The sequence below is a fragment of the Pseudactinotalea suaedae genome (assembly GCF_009733815.1).
Lineage (GTDB): Bacteria > Actinomycetota > Actinomycetes > Actinomycetales > Beutenbergiaceae > Pseudactinotalea > Pseudactinotalea suaedae.
In genome coordinates this window covers 101,405-119,086 of record NZ_WNXY01000004.1, presented here as the reverse complement: position 1 = coordinate 119,086, position 17,682 = coordinate 101,405, and the positions used below count along the sequence as shown (strand labels likewise).

13 protein-coding genes are annotated in these 17,682 nt (G+C 72.1%); 8 read left to right on the top strand and 5 right to left on the bottom strand.

The window, feature by feature from the left end; genetic code table 11:
• Positions 1-144 precede the first annotated feature (144 nt).
• Positions 145-1,428, top strand: a complete 1,284-nt coding sequence (locus tag GPA04_RS08360) for an MFS transporter (RefSeq protein ID WP_156223635.1) — start codon at positions 145-147, stop codon at positions 1,426-1,428.
• A gap of 6 nt (positions 1,429-1,434) precedes the next feature.
• Here the strand turns inward: GPA04_RS08360 and GPA04_RS08355 are convergent, their stop codons facing one another.
• Positions 1,435-2,778 (bottom strand): MFS transporter, encoded by a 1,344-nt coding sequence (locus tag GPA04_RS08355; protein ID WP_156223634.1) that lies wholly within the window; start codon positions 2,776-2,778, stop codon positions 1,435-1,437.
• Between the two features lie 127 nt (positions 2,779-2,905).
• Between GPA04_RS08355 and GPA04_RS08350 the strand changes: the two genes are divergently transcribed.
• The 5 genes from GPA04_RS08350 (at position 2,906) to topA (ending at position 9,753) form a co-directional block, all read left to right on the top strand.
• Complete coding sequence (locus tag GPA04_RS08350; protein WP_156223633.1) at positions 2,906-3,484, top strand: GNAT family N-acetyltransferase; 579 nt, start codon at positions 2,906-2,908, stop codon at positions 3,482-3,484.
• Positions 3,485-3,564: 80 nt separating this feature from the next.
• Positions 3,565-4,266, top strand: coding sequence for a YdeI/OmpD-associated family protein (locus GPA04_RS08345; RefSeq protein ID WP_241680673.1), 702 nt, complete (start codon positions 3,565-3,567; stop codon positions 4,264-4,266).
• Between the two features lie 65 nt (positions 4,267-4,331).
• Positions 4,332-5,831: a DUF7059 domain-containing protein gene (locus tag GPA04_RS08340; RefSeq protein WP_241680672.1), complete on the top strand. Its 1,500-nt coding sequence runs from the start codon at positions 4,332-4,334 to the stop codon at positions 5,829-5,831.
• Between the two features lie 51 nt (positions 5,832-5,882).
• Positions 5,883-6,830, top strand: a complete 948-nt coding sequence (locus GPA04_RS08335) for a phosphatase PAP2 family protein (protein ID WP_156223631.1) — start codon at positions 5,883-5,885, stop codon at positions 6,828-6,830.
• 214 nt (positions 6,831-7,044) lie between these two features.
• Positions 7,045-9,753, top strand: a complete 2,709-nt coding sequence (gene topA / locus GPA04_RS08330; RefSeq protein WP_156223630.1) for a type I DNA topoisomerase — start codon at positions 7,045-7,047, stop codon at positions 9,751-9,753.
• 40 nt (positions 9,754-9,793) lie between these two features.
• Here topA and GPA04_RS08325 read toward each other — a convergent pair whose 3' ends face one another.
• From GPA04_RS08325 to GPA04_RS08310, 4 genes are all read right to left on the bottom strand, one after another.
• A complete protein-coding gene (locus GPA04_RS08325; RefSeq protein ID WP_156223629.1) occupies positions 9,794-11,188 on the bottom strand; it encodes a UDP-glucose dehydrogenase family protein in 1,395 nt (464 codons plus the stop codon).
• Between the two features lie 96 nt (positions 11,189-11,284).
• Positions 11,285-12,829 (bottom strand): glycoside hydrolase family 26 protein, encoded by a 1,545-nt coding sequence (locus tag GPA04_RS08320; protein WP_156223628.1) that lies wholly within the window; start codon positions 12,827-12,829, stop codon positions 11,285-11,287.
• Positions 12,822-14,345, bottom strand: a complete 1,524-nt coding sequence (locus tag GPA04_RS08315) for a glycosyltransferase family 2 protein (protein WP_156223895.1) — start codon at positions 14,343-14,345, stop codon at positions 12,822-12,824. The genes GPA04_RS08320 and GPA04_RS08315 overlap by 8 nt, the downstream gene beginning before the upstream one ends.
• A gap of 481 nt (positions 14,346-14,826) precedes the next feature.
• On the bottom strand, positions 14,827-15,828 hold the full coding sequence (locus GPA04_RS08310) for a Gfo/Idh/MocA family protein (RefSeq protein ID WP_156223627.1): 1,002 nt from the start codon (positions 15,826-15,828) through the stop codon (positions 14,827-14,829).
• 93 nt (positions 15,829-15,921) lie between these two features.
• On the opposite strand from GPA04_RS08310, the gene tmk reads away from it, so the two are divergent.
• Both tmk and GPA04_RS08300 read left to right on the top strand, forming a co-directional pair.
• Positions 15,922-16,539 (top strand): dTMP kinase, encoded by a 618-nt coding sequence (tmk, locus tag GPA04_RS08305; protein ID WP_156223626.1) that lies wholly within the window; start codon positions 15,922-15,924, stop codon positions 16,537-16,539.
• Positions 16,536-17,681 (top strand): DNA polymerase III subunit delta', encoded by a 1,146-nt coding sequence (locus GPA04_RS08300; protein WP_156223625.1) that lies wholly within the window; start codon positions 16,536-16,538, stop codon positions 17,679-17,681. Before tmk ends, GPA04_RS08300 begins: the two co-directional genes overlap by 4 nt.
• Position 17,682: the final 1 nt, after the last annotated feature.

Below are 17,682 nucleotides of genomic sequence, written 5' to 3'. Positions count from 1 at the left end.
GCCTCACCCCTCACCACGAGATCGCACCTTCGGTTCCAGATCGCACCCCCGGCGGTGCGATCTCGGACCGCAGGTGCGATCTCGTCGTCGTAGGGCCGTCCCGCCGGCGGTTCGGGGGTGTCGCGGTGCGGCAGGGTAGGGGTTGTGCCGCCACCGCCCACCGCGTCCGCGACCTTCCCGCCGCCGGGTTTCCGGCGGTTCTGGGCCGGCGAGGCGGTCACGGGCTTCGGGGCCGCCATCACCGGTCTCGCGCTGCAGACCCTGGTGGTCCTCGATCTCGACGGCGGAGCGACCGAGACCGGTCTGCTCAGCTCTGCTCGGTGGTTGCCCTACCTGGCCTTCGGGCTCCTGGTCGGAGCCCTCGTCGACCGTGTCCGACGGCGGCCGGTCATGATGGTCACGGACGTGATCCGGCTGCTCCTGCTGCTGGCGATCCCGGCCGCGTGGGCGGCCGGGGTGCTGTCGCTGCCGCTCGTGCTCGGGCTGGTCGCCTGCTACGGGCTGGCCTCGCTGGCCAACGATGCCGCCTCGCAGTCCTTCGTCACGAGGCTGGTGCCTCGGCAGCACCTGCAGCCCGCGCACGCCCGCCTCGACGGCGCGGCCGCGGTCGCCGAGACCGGCGGACCGGCGGTGGGTGGCGTGCTGATCCGCCTGCTCGGTGCGCCGCTGACGTTCCTGGTCTCGGCGTTCGGGCACGCCGCCTCGGTGCTCGCGGTGGCCACGCTCAAGACCGAGGAGCCGCCGCGCCCGCCGCGTCGGGAGAAGCCGCTGCGGTCGCTCGGGCGGGACATCGCCGTCGGGGTGCAGCGGGTCTACCGCGAGTCGGGGCTGCGGGTGCTGGCCCTGGCGACCCACCTGTGGTTCGCGGCGAACGCGGTGCTCGGCGTGGTGCTGGCCCCGTTCGCGCTCCGCGAGCTCGGGCTCTCGACCGTGGCCTTCGGCCTCGCCGCCGGCGCGGCCGGCGTGGGTGCGCTCGTCGGTGCGAGCACGAGCGGCCGGATCGGGAACCGGGTCGGCACGGGCGGCGCGATCATCCTCTCGCACAGCGTCTCCGTGGCCGGCGTGCTGGTGATCGCCTCGGCGCTGCTGCTGGCCGCGAACCCGCTCGCCGCGGCGATCGCACTCGGGGCGGGTCAGGCGCTGCACGGGTTCGCGATGGGGCTCAGCAACAGCCACGAGATGTCCTACCGGCAGTCGCTCACGCCCGATGACCTGCAGGCGCGCACCAACACCACGATGAGGTCCTTCAACCGCGCGGTCGTGGTGGTCGTCTCTCCCGTGGCAGGGGTGCTCGCGGACCGCGTGGGGCTGGGGCCGATGCTGCTGGTCGCGGCGGTGCTGTTCCTGGTGACGGCCTTGTCGTTGCTCGCCGCCGGCTTCAGGCACGCCCGGGTGGCGGAGGAGCCGCCGCCGGAGGAGTCCGAGTGAGAGCGGTCAGGGTCGGTCGGGCGTCGGGTCCTGAGCGCGGCGGCGCTCCTCGGCCTGCTCGGTGAACCGCATGGAGAGGAACAGCGCGAGGCCGAGCGCCAGCACCACGACGATGCCGATGATGCCGAGCCGCTCCTGACCGGTGATCGCCACGAAGGAGGCGAACGCGGCCGGGGCCAGGAAGCTCACTGCACGGCCCGCGGTGGCGTACAGACCGAAGTTCTCGCTCGCCGTCTCGGTGGAGGTCATCCGCGCGAGCATCGACCGCGACGCCGACTGGATCGGGCCCACGCACGAGGCGATCACCAGACCGCCGACCCAGAACACGATGTCGGCGTCCGAGACGATGATGCCGGCGCCCATGACGAGGATGACGGCGAGCGAGCCGACGATGACCGGGCGCGGGCCGAGCTTGTCGTCGAGCCTGCCGGCGAACCAGGTGCCGATGCCCGCCACCAGGTTCGCGGCGAGCCCGAAGATGATGACCATCGTCGTGCTGAAGCCGTAGGCGTTGGCCGCCAGCACGCCGGCGAAGGTGAAGACGGCGCCGAGCCCGTCCCGGTAGACGGCCGAGGCGAGGAAGAAGTGCAGCAGCGACCGCTCCGTGCGCCACAGCTGCACGATGCGTCTGCCCAGGTCGCGGTAGGCGGTGAGCAGGTTGAACCGGCCGGTCAGCGTCGAGGGCGGCTCCTTCGGGGCGAGCAGCAGCAACGGCATCCCGAAGACCAGGAACCAGATCGCGCACATCACCGCGACACCGCGCACGTTCAGCGCCTCGTCGGTGGGCAGGCCGAGCATGCCGCCGTTGAGGATGAACCCGAACAGGGCGATCACGAGCGCGATGACCCCGCCGATGTAGCCCAGCCCCCAGGCGGTGCCGGAGATGCGGCCGTAGGTCTTCGGGGTCGAGATGTGCAGCAGCATGCTGTTGTAGAACACGCCGGCCAGCTCGGAGAACACCGACGCCACCGCGATCAGCAGGCAGCCCAGCAGCAGGTAGCTGTCCTCGGGCTTGACGAACCACAGCCCCGCCATGCACGCGATGGTGGCGACCGTGGTGATCGTCAGCAGCAGGCGGGAGTTGCGGAGCCGGTCGGCGAACGTCCCCATCGCGGGCGCGAGCAGCGCGATCGCCAGGCCTGCCCACGCCTGCGTGTTCGAGAACACCTGGGTGCCGCGCAGCTCGCTGTCGGCGACGGTGCCGGTCACGTACACGCTGAAGACGAACGTGAGGATGACGGTGTTGAACGACTGCTGCCCGAAGTCCCACAGGCTCCACGCGCGCACGACGCGGCGGGGGACCGGGGCCAGCTCGTCGTCCTGGGGCGCCGCGGTCGGCACGTTCGTCATGCGCACAACGTAGGGGCGTGCGGCGGCGGTGGCCAACCAGCACCGCGAGCACCGTCCACCGCAGCCGACGTACGCACCAGTGTCGATGCGGACGCGAATCGTCCGGGTGTCGTGCTGGGGTCGTCGCATGGCGACGACCGAGCACTCCATCCAGCCACTGACCGCTGACTCGTGGGAGGCGTTCGCCGGCCTGGTGGAGCGGCACAACGGGATCTTCGGCGGGTGCTGGTGCACCTACTTCCACCCCGGGTGCGCCGAGCGAGGGCCGGGGTACGAAGGCAGCCGCGTGTTCAAGAAGCAGCTGGTCGAGGCAGGGCGCGCTCATGCCGCGCTGGTGATGCTCGACGACGAGGCGATCGCATGGGCGGCGTTCGGCACGCCGGACGAGCTGCCGAACATCCACCACAGCAAGCAGTACCTCGCCGAGCTCGACGTGCTGCCCGACTACCGCATCACCTGCATCTTCGTCGACAAGCGTCACCGCCGAGGCGGTCTGGCCAAGGTGGCCCTGGCCGGCGCGCTCGACCTGATCGCGGCGCGGGGCGGCGGCGTCGTCGAGGGCTATCCCCACGAGATCGGTGAGAAGCGGATGAGCAACTCGTTCGTCTACAACGGGACACGCACGATGTACGAGGAAGCCGGGTTCGAGTTCGTCCGCTCCAAGGGGCTGAGGAACACCGTCATGCGCCGCACCGTCCGACCCTGAACCTCCACGCCCGGTCCGGGCTCCCCGGCGCGCCGTCACGGCACGTTGACGCGGGTGCCGCCGCCCTCTTGACTGTGCGCGTGAGCACAGCTACCCCGGGGACCGACGGCGGCGAGCACCCGACGATCGGGCGCGCCGGCGGCAGCGACGAGCGGCCGGCGGTCTTCTTCACCGGTCCCGACGAGTTCCGCGCGTGGCTCGAGGTCAACCACGAGACCGCCACCGAGCTGTGGATGGGGCTGCGCGCCAAGCACGTGCCCGACCGCGGGCTGACGTGGGCGGAGGCGGTGCCCGAGGCGCTGTGCTTCGGGTGGATCGACTCGGTCAGCCAGCGCATCGACGAGGACTCCCGCCGTCAGCGTTGGACACCGCGCAAGCCGACGTCGAACTGGAGCGCCGTCAACATCGCGCACGTCGAGCGGCTGCTCGCCGAGGGGAAGATGCGCCCCGCCGGCATCGCGGCGTACGAGCGCCGCACCCCCGAGCGGTCAGGCGTCTACGCCTACGAGAACGCCGCCGGCGAGCTCAGCCCCGAGCAGGCCGCCGCCCTGGCCGCCGACCCGGCGGCGAGCGCGTTCTGGGAGGAGGCGACGCCGTCGTACAGGAAGATCGTGATCCGCTGGCTCTCGAGCGCCAAGCGCGAGCAGACCCGGGCCGACAGGCTCGCCACCCTCGTGGCCGACTGCGCCGCGGGCCGGCTGATCCCGTCACAGCGCTACGGCGACCTGCCGGCCTGGGCCGAGCGCGCCGCGGCAGCCGCTCGCGCGGCCGCACGCAGCTGACCTCGCCAGGCAGGGGCGAGCTCGAGCGACGCGCGGCCTTCTAGGGTGACCGGGTGAATCCTCCGGTGACCGACCACAGGCTCCTCGAGCGGCTGCGCGCCGACCTGGAGGCGGCGCACTACGACGTCGGCCACCTGGCCGAGGTCCTCGGGGCCACCGCGGTCGCCGCGCTGGAACGGGAGAACGGCCTGCCTGCCGTGCTCGCCGCGCGCGCGACCGAGGACCCGGCCGCCACGCTGGCCCGGCTGTTCACGCTGGCCGACCCGGTGCCGGTCGAGCTCGCCGAGGGCGCGCTGCCGAGCCTCGGCGTCGAAGGCGCCCGCCGGCTCGGGCTGGTGACCGGAGACGGTGAGAGCGTCAGGGCCGTGCTCGACCTCAGCCCCGTCGACATCGGCGGGCAGGGCTGGTGGCTCGCCTCGGACCAGGACTCGTCGGCGACCGCGAGCCCGGTGCTGCCCGACCACGTCCTCGGGCTCGGCGGTGCCTCCCGCACCCTGGCCGAGCTCACGGTGCGCACACCTGTCGGCAGCGCGCTCGACCTCGGCACCGGGTGCGGCGTCCAGGCGCTGGCGCTGAGCGCGCACGCCGGCACCGTGACCGGCACCGACATCTCGCCCCGGGCGCTGGCGTACGCCCGCTTCAACGCCGCCCTCAACGGCATGACGGCGCAGTGGCGGGAGGGGTCGATGCTGGAGCCGGTGGCCGGCGAGCAGTTCGACCTCGTGGTCTCCAACCCGCCGTTCGTCATCACGCCACGCGGCGGTGCGCTCGACACCTACACCTACCGCGACGGCGGCCGCTCCGGTGACGACCTCGTGCGCGACCTGGTCACCTCGGTCGGCTCGGTCCTGGCGCCGGGCGGGCTGGTGCAGATGCTCGGCAACTGGGAGATCCCGCGCGGGCGGCGATGGACGGAGCGGGTGCGGGAGTGGCTCGATGCGAGCGGACTCGACGGCTGGGTCATCCAGCGCGAGGTGCTCGACCCGGCGCACTACGCCGAGACCTGGTTGCGCGACGGCGGCATCACCGCCGAGCGCGACCGCGCCCACTGGGAGACGGCCGCCGAGGCGTGGATGGCCGACTTCGCGAGCCGGCAGGTCATGGGCATCGGGTTCGGGTACCTGGTGCTGCGGCGACCGCTGTCCGACGACGGCACCCGCCGGCACCGGCTGGAGGAGCTCGACGGGCCGGTCGGACCCGCGCTCGGGCAGGGCATCGCCACCTCGCTGCGCGTCGCCGACCTGCTCGCATCCCTCGACGACGGCTGCGAGCTCGACCTGGCGCCGGTGGTGGCCACCGACGTCACGGAGGAGCGGCACCACATCCCCGGGCAGCCGGACCCCAGCGTGATCCTGCTGCGCCAGGGCGGCGGGCTCGGCCGCGTGGTCCGGGCCGACACGGTGCTGGCCGCGGTCGTCGGGGCCTGCGACGGCGAGCTCACCCTCGGCCAGATCACCGGCGGTGTCGCGGTGCTGCTCGAGGAGGGCGTGGGGGAGGTCCGCGCCGCCGTGCTGCCCGCGATCCGCGAGCTGCTCGTCGACGGCCTGCTCACACTGCCCGAATGAGCCGGGCACGGCTGCGCGGCGAGCACCGGCTCGAACCGTTACGGTGTCGGCGTGAACGAGGGCGACGTGGTCATCGAGCAACCCGGTGAGGCGGTGCAGCCGCCCCGCCCGCGCCGGGTGGTGCCGCCGGGGGTGCTCGCCCCCGTGCTCGCCGCGATCGTGTCGCTGCTGCTGATCGTGATCACGTGGCGGCTGCTCGTGACCACGAGGCGCGGCCAGCTGGTCGAGGAGGCCGCCCGCATCGGCTCGCGGGACGCCCGCGAGTCCCTGTCGGACCTGACCGCGCTCATGCTCGGCGTCGTCTCGGTGCCGTTCCTGGTGATCGTGGTGGCAGCGGCGGCCCTCGTGGCCCTGGCGCAGAAGCGCTGGTCGATCGCGATCGCCGCCATCGTGGTGATCGTCGGCGCCAACCTGACCACGCAGGTGCTGCAGTCGCTGCTGGTGCGGCCGGTCGAGGACGCGTCCTCGATCGCGAACAACTCCTTCCCTTCCGGTCATGCGACCGTCGCGGCCTCGATCGCCGGCGCCGCGCTGCTGGTGCTCCCCGTGCGGTGGCGCCCACCGGTCGCCGTGCTCGGCGCCCTGCTCTCGGCGTCGATGGGCATCTCGACGATGATCGGGACCGAGATCGGCGCCTGGCACCGCGCCTCCGACGTCGTGGCGGCGATGCTGATCGCGACCCTGTGGTACTTCCTCGCCGAGTCGGTGCTGGCTGCGCTCGCGCACTCCGGCGGTGAGTCACGGTCGGGCGGGAACCCGCCTCGTGCGCTCGTCAAGGTGCCGCTGGGGATCCTCACCGTGCTCGGCACGCTCAGCCTCGCACTCGGCATGGGCGCGCTCGCCGCGACCGCGGTGCGGGCGCCCATCACGACCGATCTCGGTCACCAGGTCGCGTTCCTCGGGTCGGCCGCCGGGGTCGCCGCCGTCGCCTTCTTCACCCAGGCGATGATGCTCCGCCTGCGCCCCCACCACCCGAAGCCGCAGTCACAACCGCTCTGAGCTGTCCGTAGAGTGAGGCCCGCACGGGTCAGCCGGGGAACCGCGGCGCCCGTCGAGCGAGTGCTCTCGCCAGCGCCCCGGGGCACGTGTTCCAGGCCGCTCGGGTACAGTCCGGCACCGAGAGCGCACCGGACCCGACATCCGGCAGGGGAGCGCCGCCGTCGGGGCAGAACAACGACACGGTCGCCAGAACGCACCGCGAAGGAGGTCAGGCGTGGCAGGACGCAAGCTCGTCATCGTCGAGTCACCGGCGAAAGCCCGCACGATCGCGGGGTACCTGGGGTCCGACTTCGACGTCGAGGCCAGCGTCGGCCACATCCGTGACCTGCCGCAGCCCTCGGAGCTGCCGGCGGAGATGAAGAAGGGGCCGTACAAGAAGTTCGCCGTCGACGTCGACGGTGGCTTCGACCCCTACTACGTCGTCTACCCGGACAAGAAGAAGAAGGTCGCCGAGCTCAAGAAGCTGCTCAAGGACGCCGACGAGCTCTACCTCGCCACCGATGAGGACCGCGAGGGCGAGGCGATCGCCTGGCACCTGCTGGAGACCCTCAAGCCCAAGGTGCCGGTCAAGCGCATGGTGTTCCACGAGATCACCCGCGAGGCGATCCAGCGGGCGCTGGAGAGCACCCGTGAGCTCGACAACCGCCTCGTCGACGCGCAGGAGACCCGCCGCATCCTCGACCGGCTGTACGGCTACGAGATCTCGCCGGTGCTCTGGCGCAAGGTCCGCCAGGGCCTCTCGGCCGGGCGTGTGCAGTCGGTCGCGACCCGGCTGGTGGTGGACCGGGAGCGGGAGCGGATGGCGTTCCGCAAGGCGTCCTACTGGGACCTGCGCGGCCAGTTCAGCCACGAGGGCTCGCCCGCGTTCCCCGCCCGGCTGATGACCCTCGACGGTGTCAAGGTCGCCCAGGGCCGTGACTTCGCCGACGACGGCACGCTCAAGGCCAAGGGTGCCGTCGCGCTCGATGAGCCCGCCGCGACCGCGCTGGTGGCAGCGCTCGAGAGCGCGCCCTTCGCGGTGCGGTCGGTCGAGACCAAGCCCTACACCCGCCGTCCGGCGGCGCCGTTCACCACCTCCACCCTGCAGCAGGAAGCCTCACGCAAGCTGCGCTGGAGCTCGAACCAGACGATGCGCACCGCGCAGGGGCTGTACGAGAACGGCTACATCACGTACATGCGGACCGACTCCTCGGCGCTGTCGAGCCAGGCGATCGCTGCGGCGCGCCGGCAGGCGACCGAGCTCTACGGCGCCGATTTCATCCCGGAGAAGCCGCGTGTGTACGGCAAGGCGGCCAAGGGTGCGCAGGAGGCGCACGAGGCCATCCGGCCCGCGGGCGACTCGTTCCGCACCCCCGGCCAGGTCTCCGGCGAGCTCTCCGGTGACCAGTTCAGGCTCTACGAGCTGATCTGGAAGCGCACCGTCGCCTCGCAGATGGCTGACGCCAAGGGTTCGACGGCGACCATCCGGCTGGCTGCGACGGCCTCGGACGGGCGCGACGCCGAGTTCGGCGCCTCGGGCACCGTGATCACCTTCCGCGGCTTCCTGGCCGCGTACGAGGAGGGCCGCGACGTCGAGCGTTACGGCGAGGCCTCGGACAACGAGACCCGGCTGCCCGACGTCGCCGAGGGCGCACCGCTGACGGCCGAGGAGCTGAGCGCCGAGGGGCACGAGACCTCGCCGCCGCCCCGCTACACCGAGGCGAGCCTGGTGAAGGCGCTCGAAGAGCGGGGGATCGGGCGACCGAGCACCTACGCCTCCACGATCTCCACCATCACCGACCGCGGCTACGTGGACCGGCGCGGCCAGGCGCTGGTGCCGACCTGGCTGGCGTTCGCCGTGATCCGGCTGCTCGAGGAGAACTACGGCCGGCTGGTCGACTACGACTTCACCGCCGGCATGGAGGCCGATCTCGACTCGATCGCCCACGGCGAGCGCGACCGGGTCGAGTGGCTGACCGGGTTCTACTTCGGCCGTGAGGGTGATGAGGGCCTGAAGGACATGGTCGCCGATGCCGGCGACATCGACGCCCGCGAGGTCAACTCGATCCCGCTGGGCGACGGCATCGTGCTGCGGGTGGGCCGCTACGGGCCGTACCTGGAGGTGCCGCTCCCGGAGGGCGCGCCCGAGGGTGAGACCCCGGCGCGCGCGAGCGTGCCCGAGGACCTGGCCCCTGACGAGCTGACCCCCGAGCGTGCCCGTGAGCTGATGGCCGAGGCCGCCACCACCGGCGACGACGGCCGCCAGCTCGGCGCCGACCCGGCCACCGGGCACGAGATCGTCGTCAAGAACGGTCGCTTCGGCCCCTACGTGACCGAGGTGCTGCCCGAGGCCGCCGAGGACGAGAAGCCGAAGAAGGGCAAGGGCAAGGCCGCCAAGGCCAAGCCGCGCACGGCGTCGTTGTTCAAGGACATGTCGGTCGAGAGCGTCGACCTGGAGACCGCGCTCAAGCTGCTGTCGCTGCCCCGCGTCGTCGGGACCGTGACCGAGGGCGAGGGTGATGAGGCCAAGCAGGTCGAGATCACCGCGCAGAACGGGCGGTACGGGCCGTACCTGAAGAAGGGCACCGACTCCCGGAGCCTGGAGTCCGAGCAGCAGCTGTTCGACATCACGCTCGAGCAGGCGCTGGAGATCTACGCCCAGCCCAAGCGCGGTCGCGGCGCCGGCACCGCCAAGCCGCCGCTGGCCGAGTTCGGGGAGGACCCGGTCTCGGGCAAGCCCGTCGTGGTCAAGGACGGCCGGTTCGGTCCGTACGTGACCGACGGTGCGACCAACGCCACGCTCCGCAAGGACGACCCGCTGGAGACGCTCACCCAGGAGCGCGCCTACGAGATCCTCGCGGAGAAGCGTGCCGCCGGCCCCGCGAAGCGACCGGCTCGCGGAGCGAAGCGGACCACGACGAAGAAGACGACCAAGAAGAGCTGACCGTGTCGGCTCCGCACCCCCCGACCGTGAGGAGCCGGGGTCAGACGGGCGTGAGGGCGTCGGCTGCTCGCAGCGGGGCCGGCGCGTGCCCGGCGGGCGCGAGCCCGTGCACCTGCCAGCCCGCCGCGCGCCAGCGTTCGGCGTCGAGGCAGTGGCGGGCATCGACGACTGTGGGGCTGCTCACCAGCGCGGCCAGCGCGGCCGGGTCCATCGACGTGAACTCGTTCCACTCGGTGAGCACGAGCACGGCGTCGGCATCCGTCACCGCCTCGGTGACCGAGCCCCCGAACGTCAGGGTCGGGAACTGCCGCTGTGCGGTCGCGCGTGCCTGCGGGTCGAACACCACGACCTGAGCGCCACGCAGGTGCAGCGCCGCCGCTACGTTGAGCGCGGGCGAGTCGCGGACGTCGTCGGTCAACGGCTTGAACGCGGCACCGAGCACGCCGATGCGTCGGTTGAGCACGGAGCCGCCGCACACCTGCAGCACCGTGTCGATGACCCGCTGCCGCTGGGCCATGTTGATCTCGTCGACCTGCTGCAGCAGCGCGGCGGCTCGGCCCGCGCCGAGCTCGCCCGCCCGGTGCGCGAGCGCGCGGATGTCCTTGGGCAGGCAGCCGCCGCCGAACCCGAGCCCGGCGTCGAGGAACTGCCGGCCGATGCGGGCGTCGTGCCCGAGGGCGTCGGCGAGCACGGCGACATCGGCGCCCGCCGACTCGCACACCTCGGCGATCGCGTTGATGAACGAGATCTTCGTGGCGAGGAAGGCGTTGGCGCTCACCTTGACGAGCTCCGCCGTCGGCAGGTCGCACCGGATCAGCGGGGTGCCCGCGCCGAGCGGCGTCGCGTAGATCTCCAGCAGCGGTCCGAGGTCGGCCCCCGCGACGCTGCCCAGCACGATCCGGTCCGGGTGCAGGGTGTCCTCGACCGCCTTGCCCTCGCGGAGGAACTCGGGGTTCCACACCAGATCGACGTGGACGCCGTCCGGGGCCGCGGCCTGGGCGAGCGTGCGGAGTCGAGCGGCGGTGCCCATCGGCACCGTGGACTTGCCGACGATCAGGCCGTCGTGGGTCATGGCCCGCGCCACCGCCAGCGTCGCGGCCTCGACGGCGGACAGGTCGGCGGCGTTGCTGCCCCGCTGCTGCGGGGTGCCCACGCAGATGAAGTGCACGTCCGCGGCGGCCACGGCCTCGGAGATGCTCGAGGTGAAGCTCAGCCGAGCCGTCTCGGTGTGCCGCCGGAGGAGCTCCGGCAGCCCGGGCTCGTAGAACGGCACGTCACCGCGGGCGAGGGCGTCCACCTTCGCGGGGTCGGTGTCGGCGCCCGTCACGGTGAACCCGAGCTCGGCCATCGCGGCGGCGTGGGTGGCGCCGAGGTATCCGGTCCCGATGACGCTGATGGCGGGAGGTGCGGACGGGGTGCTGCTGGTTGCGGTCATGGTCTCTCCTGGGTGCGGTCGGTGGTGCGCGGCGGGTGGCGGGCGGTGTGCACGGAGGCGGCGGAGGTTGCGTGGCGGCATGGTCGGACCTCGGATCTAGTAGGGCTGGAGCTGGTAGCCGAGCTCGGGGTCGAGCAAACCGTCACGGAAGGCCTGCAAGGTGTCGGAGCGGGAGTCGATCCGCCAGTCGTTGGTGGTGCGTTGCCCCTCGACGTAGGTGGTGATCGCGAGGTTGAACCAGGCGAACCCGATGACGTCGTCGTTCTCGGGCTCGGCGAGCGCGTCGAAGAACGAGGTGACCCAGGCGGGTTTGTGGCCGCCGGTCTCCGACGCGCCGACCTCGGCCAGGAAGATCGGCTTGTCGGTGAGGTCACGCAGCTGGTCCAGGCTCTGACCGAACGTGTAGTCGAACGTCCAGGTCTGGTCCTGCCGGTAGGGCGGGCGCAGGTAGCCGGAGAGCCCGACCCAGTCGACGTAGTCGTCACCGGGGTACAGCGAGGCCAGGTGCTCCGGCGTGCGGTGCGGGGTGGGCAGGTTGTTGACGATGTTCGGTGCCCAGATCCATACGACGTGCTCGTTGGCGCCCTCGGCCTCGAAGATGTCGTGCACGTGCTGCCACACCCGCACGTAGTCCCCGGGGTTGTTGCCGTTGATCGGGGCGCCCGAGCCGGTCGTCTCGCTCCAGGGGTACCAGGTGCCGTTCATCTCGTGGTTGAGACGGATGCCGAGCGGCAGCCCCAGCGCGGCGATGTCGCTGGCATAGGTGTGCAGGTACTCGTCGAAGTCGCCAGCGAGAATCCGCGGCAGCGAGTACTCGGGCTCCTCGACCACGTTGTTGGCGGCCCCGATGGGGCGGGACTCCCAGGTCAGGATCGGCATGGTGTCGCGGGTCCAGGCCCGCTCGACGGCGTCGGCGCGGAAGTCCTTGTCCCACCCGCCGAAGTACCCGACGACGTTGGGCCGCACCCCGACCCGTGAGGAGGTGTCGTCGTAGGTCGCCCAGTTGAACGGTGCCTGCTGGGTGTACATGCCGTACTGCGGCAGCTCCGGGGCGACCAGCTCGGCGAGCGGGGGCGCCGTGATCACGGGCTCGGGCGGCTCCGTCGGCTCCGGCGGCTGGGTCGGTTCCGGTGGCTGGGTCGTCGGCTCCTCGGTTCCGGAGCTCGGGGGTGCCGCAGGTGAGCCAGGATCCTGATCGCCGGCACCGGGGGAGCCAGGACCTGACCCGCCGGAGTCCCCGGTCGGCGGGTCGGATGCACCGGGACCACCGCCCAGCTCCGTCGACAGCCTCGAGTTCTCCGCCCGGGAGGAGGCGAGCGCGTCGTTGGCGGTGGCCAGCGCCGCCTCGAGCTCGGCGACCTCGTCCTGCAGGGCGGTGGCCGTCGCTGCCTGGTCCTCGAGGTCCTGCTGCAGCGCTGCGTAGTCGGCGAGCAGCTCGGCGTCGCCGGCCTGGTCCTCCTCGGGGTCGATCGCATCGAGCACCGTGCCGAGGACCTGACGCGACAGCGCGGCCTGCGGCGACGTCCAGACCAGGACGCTCACACCGGTCAGCACGAGCGTGACGACGAGGGCGGCGATAGTCGTCTTGCGTGCCTGGCTGGTGCTGCCGTCGGTCCACCAGGTCGTGAGGTGATCAGACAATGAGGGCTCCCTGGATCGTGAGAAGCGCGGTGCCGACGAGATACGGCCACGCCGCCTTGGGGTTGAGTCGCCGGGAGGGTCGTGGTGCGGGAGCGGCGACGCGGGCGCGAGCAGCACGGCGTGGGGAGACCGCCACAGCGCCCTGGGTGTGTGGTGCGGCCTCGAACCCCAGCCCGGCGAGCAGGCGTTCGTCCGAGTCCGCCGCTGCGCTCCTGACGGCGGGCTCGTCCTCGGCGGCCAGCTGGTCGACGAGCTCGTCGTTGGCGGTCCCGCCCGCATAGGCGCCCGACCGCGTCCCCCATCCGCTGGCGTGGCCCATCCGGAAGAAGCCGAGGATGCGGATCGGCATCAGGAACGTCGTGGAGACGATGATGAAGATCGGTAGCCGGAAGAAGTCGCCGGGCTTCTCGGCCAGGTGCCGCATCTGCCGCAGCGCCATCGACAGCACCGAGGACACGACCATCAGGCCCAGCACCATCGCGACACCGCTGCCCAGCCCGTACTCGGACAGGATCCCCTCATAGAAGTTGTAGCCGGCTCCCACCGTGGCGCGGTACACCCAGCCGCCGATCACCCCGGCGAGCAGGAACGGCAGCAGGATGTCCATGATGAAGAAGAACGCCAGCACGGGTGCGTGACCGAGCATCCACGGCAGCATCCGCAGGGTGTTGTACTGGCTGCCGCGCGCCCACCGCAGCTGCTGCTTGAACAGCTTCGGCACGTGCAGGGGTGCGTCGGTGTAGACGAGGCTGGTGTGCTGGTAGACGGTGCGGTAGCCCGCCTTCAGCGTGAGGTTCGTGAGCGTGCGGTCGTCGCTGACCTCGAGGAAGACACCCATGAACCGTTCGGTCATGAAGGCGTCCATGACGCGCATGAGGATGCTGCGGCGGAACGCGATCGTGCGACCCGGCAGACACCCCACCTGTCCGAGGACGCTCTGCGCAGGCATCGCGTAGAGCGCGCGCGAGTTCTCGAGCCAGTCGGCCCAGCGGGTGATCCACGAGCGCTCGGGCTCGAGGATGCGCTGCCGGGTCGTGACGCCGCCGACGGACGGCTCGGCGAAGGGGCGGAGCAGCTCGACGAGGGTGCCGTCGGTCCACACGGTGTCGCTGTCCACCAGGACCGTGATCTCGCCGGTGGACAGCACGGTGCCGACCTTGACGGCGTTGCGCTTGCCGGGGATCGGGGTGTGGACCCAGCGCACCAACGGTGCGAACTCCTCGCAGACCTCCTCCAGCCCGGGGTTCCGGGCGCCGTTGATGACCACGATGATCTCGCCGGGGCGCTGGTCCACCATGCGCCGCAGCACGTCACGGAACAGGTCCAGCGGCTCGTCGACGACCGGGACGACGACGCTGGTGGTGCCCGTGAAGGTCCCGGTGAAGGGTCGGTAGCGACGCGACAGCAACGTCTTGATCCCCCACACCAACCAGATCAGCGCCGAGTACACGGCGAACATGTAGACCTCGGGGTGGCCGCCCACCATGTGCCGGATCTGAAGGAGGAAGATGAACATCGGCACCTCGGTTCGCATACGTGACGACGATTCGCGACGCTGGGAACCAGGGGGACTGCTCGTCCCGAGTATTGGGAGCCGCCGACGGCGATGGCAATGCCCCGAGGCCCGTGGCGGCGCCGCGAAACCTCTGTGAAACGCGCCGTCGTGGCGCGGACGGAGGGCGTGATGCCGGCCGTGCGACAGCCGCGGCACTCCCGGCTGCCGGCGCCACGACGTTGCCTCGAACGCGGCCGTTGCCCCAGGTCAGCGCCCTGCTGGCGCGGCCAGGCGCTCGGTGCCGGCGGGCGCAGGGCTCGGCGAGCCGCCGCAGCGCAGGGGGCCGCACGGATGGCGGCGGGGCACGCCGGCGAGATTTGCTGCCAGCGTCAACTTTTACGGGCGAGAAACGTGGGTGTCCACGATGTGGTCCTCCGGCCGGGCGTCGCGAGTCCGCGCGGCCGGGCGGAGCAGCAGCCGGCCCGGGGGCGGCGCGCCGCTGCTACTCGCCGGGAAAGACCACCCCGACCTGACGGCGGATCGAGTCCATCGCCGTCTGCGTCCCGATGATCTCGGCCCAGGACCGCAGCGGGGACTCGAGCTCGCCGGCGTGCACCCGCCGGGCGACCTCGGCCGCCTGGTACTGGAAGCCGCCCACGACCTCGGGAGCCACGCGCCACGGCTCACCCTCGTGCGGGTGCACCGTGAACGCCCCCGGCGCGAAGAACGTGGCCTCGGCCGTGATCCGGCCGGCGGTGCCGGCGATCTCGGCGACGTTGTGGGTGCGGGCGAGCATGGTGGTGGACAGCTGCGCCACGGCAGCCTCGTAGCCGAAGGTGATGGCGAGCGTGGCGTCCACGCCGGCCTCGGTGAGCTGGCCGGTGGCGTGCACCGAGCGGGGCTCACCCAGGATGTCGAAGGCGAACGCGACCGGGTAGATGCCGAGGTCGAGCAGCGCACCACCGGCGAGCTCGGGCTGCGCCATCCGCGGCACGTGCGCGATCGCCTGCCCGTGGCTGGCGACCAGGGTCACCACGTCACCGATCGCGCCGGAGCCGATCACGTCGCGCAGCGCCGCCATGTGCGGCAGGAACCGGCTCCACATCGCCTCCATCGCGAACACGCCGCGCTCGCGGGCAGCGTCCAGCACCTCGCGCGCCTCGGCAGCGTTGCGCGTGAAGGACTTCTCGACCAGCACGTGCTTGCCGGCCTCGATCGCGAGCAGCGCGTGGTCGCGATGCTCGGAGTGCGGCGAGGCCACGTAGACCGCCTCGACCTCCGGGTCCGCGACGAGCTCCTCATAGCTCCCGTGCGCCCGCCCGACACCGTTCGCCTCGGCGAACGCCTCCGCCCGCTCGGCGGAGCGTGACCCGACGGCCACGACGCTCGATGCGGTGTGCGCGGGCACATCGGCGGCGAACTTCCGCGCGATGCCGCCTGCGGCGAGGATGCCCCAGCGCAGCGGCGGTGCGTCGGCGGGGTCGGGTCCCAGGTCAGGGGTCATGCGAGCTCCTCCTCGAGCCGGTCGACATGGCCGGCGCCGCCACCCTAGCGAGCACCCGGGGCCGGTGTCCGACCTGGCGGCTAGTGTGGGCGCGTGGCCGGGTTGTTCATCTCCTTCGAAGGTGGCGACGGCGCCGGCAAGTCCACCCAGCTCGCCCGCCTCGCGCAGTGGTTCCGTGAGCAGGGCCGCGAGGTCGTCACCACCCGGGAGCCCGGCGGGACCGCGCTCGGTGACCAGCTCCGCACGCTCGTGCTGCACGGGGAGGACCTCGACGAACGCACCGAGGCGCTGCTGTACGCCACCGACCGGGCCCACCACGTCGCCACCCTCGTCCGGCCCGCGCTGGCGCGCGGCGCCGTGGTGCTCACCGACCGCTACCTCGACTCCTCGGTCGCCTACCAGGGCGGCGGCAGGGGCCTGACGGCGGAGCGCGTCGAGGAGCTCAACCTGTGGGCCGTCGATGGTCTGCTCCCCGAGCTGACGGTGCTGCTCGACCTCGATCCCGCCCAGCTCCCGGCGCGCCTCACCGGTGCCCCCGACCGGCTCGAGCGAGCAGGGTCGCAGTTCCACGCCCGCACCCGGGCAGCCTTTCTCGAGCGCGCCGCCGCGCACCCGGACCGGATCGTGGTCCTCGACGCCGCAGCCCCGGTCGAGGAGATCGCGCTGCAGGTCCGATCCCATGTCGAGCGGCTGCTGGTGAGGACCGGATGACGTCGCTGTGGGACGCCGTCGTCGGTCAGGACGAGGTGGTGGCCACGCTGGCCGCCGCGGCCGCGCGCCCGGAGAGCATGACCCACGCGTGGCTGATCACCGGTCCACCCGGTTCGGGCCGCTCGGTCGCCGCACGCGCGTTCGCCGCTGCGCTGCAGGCGCCCGACGACCCGGAGGGCACCTCGCACGAGGCGCGCACCGCGTTCAACGGCACCCACTCCGACGTCACCGTTCACGTCACCGAGCGCCTGATCATCACGATCGACGAGGCGCGCACCCTGGTCCAGACCGCCTACCGCACGCCGGGGCAGGGTCGCTGGCGGGTCATCATCATCGAGGACGCGGACCGCATCGCCGAACGCACCTCTAACGTGCTGCTCAAGGCGATCGAGGAGCCGCCACCGCGGACCGTGTGGTTGCTGTGCGCCCCGAGCCCGATGGACATGCTGCCGACGATCCGGTCCCGGTGCCGGCAGATCAACCTGCGGGTCCCCGAGCCGCAGGCCGTCGCGGACCTGCTGGTCCGGCGCGACGGCGTCGAGCCGGCCCTCGCGCTCGAGTGCGCACGCGCCGCGCAGAGCCACATCGGCGTCGCAGGCAGGCTGGCCCGCAACCCGGGCGCACGGGCCTACCGGCAGCGCGTGCTGGCGATCCCGTCCCGGATCCGCGGGGTCGGCGATGCCGTGCTGGCCGCCGGCGAGCTCGTGGAGGAGGCGACCGAGCAGAGCAAGGTCGCCACCGCCGAGCGTGACGCCGAGGAGCGCGTCGAGCTGATGCGCAACCTGGGGGTCACCGAGGGCGAGAAGCTGCCGCCCTCGCTGCGGTCGCAGCTGCGGCAGCTCGAGGACGACCAGAAGCGCCGGGCCCGCCGCGCCCTGCTCGACACGATCGACCGTGCGCTCGTGGACCTGCTGTCCTACTACCGGGACGTGCTCGTGGTGCAGGTCGGCAGCGACGTCAGCCTCATCAACACCGCCGTCGAGGAGCGGATCCGCGAGATGGCCGCCGACTCCACCCCCGAGCAGTCGCTGCGGCGCATGCAGGCGATCGGCCGCACGCGTGCGCGTTTCGACGAGTACGGCACCGTCGCCCCGCTGCTCGCGATCGAGTCGCTGTTCATCGCCCTCCGCCCCCAGGGCTGAT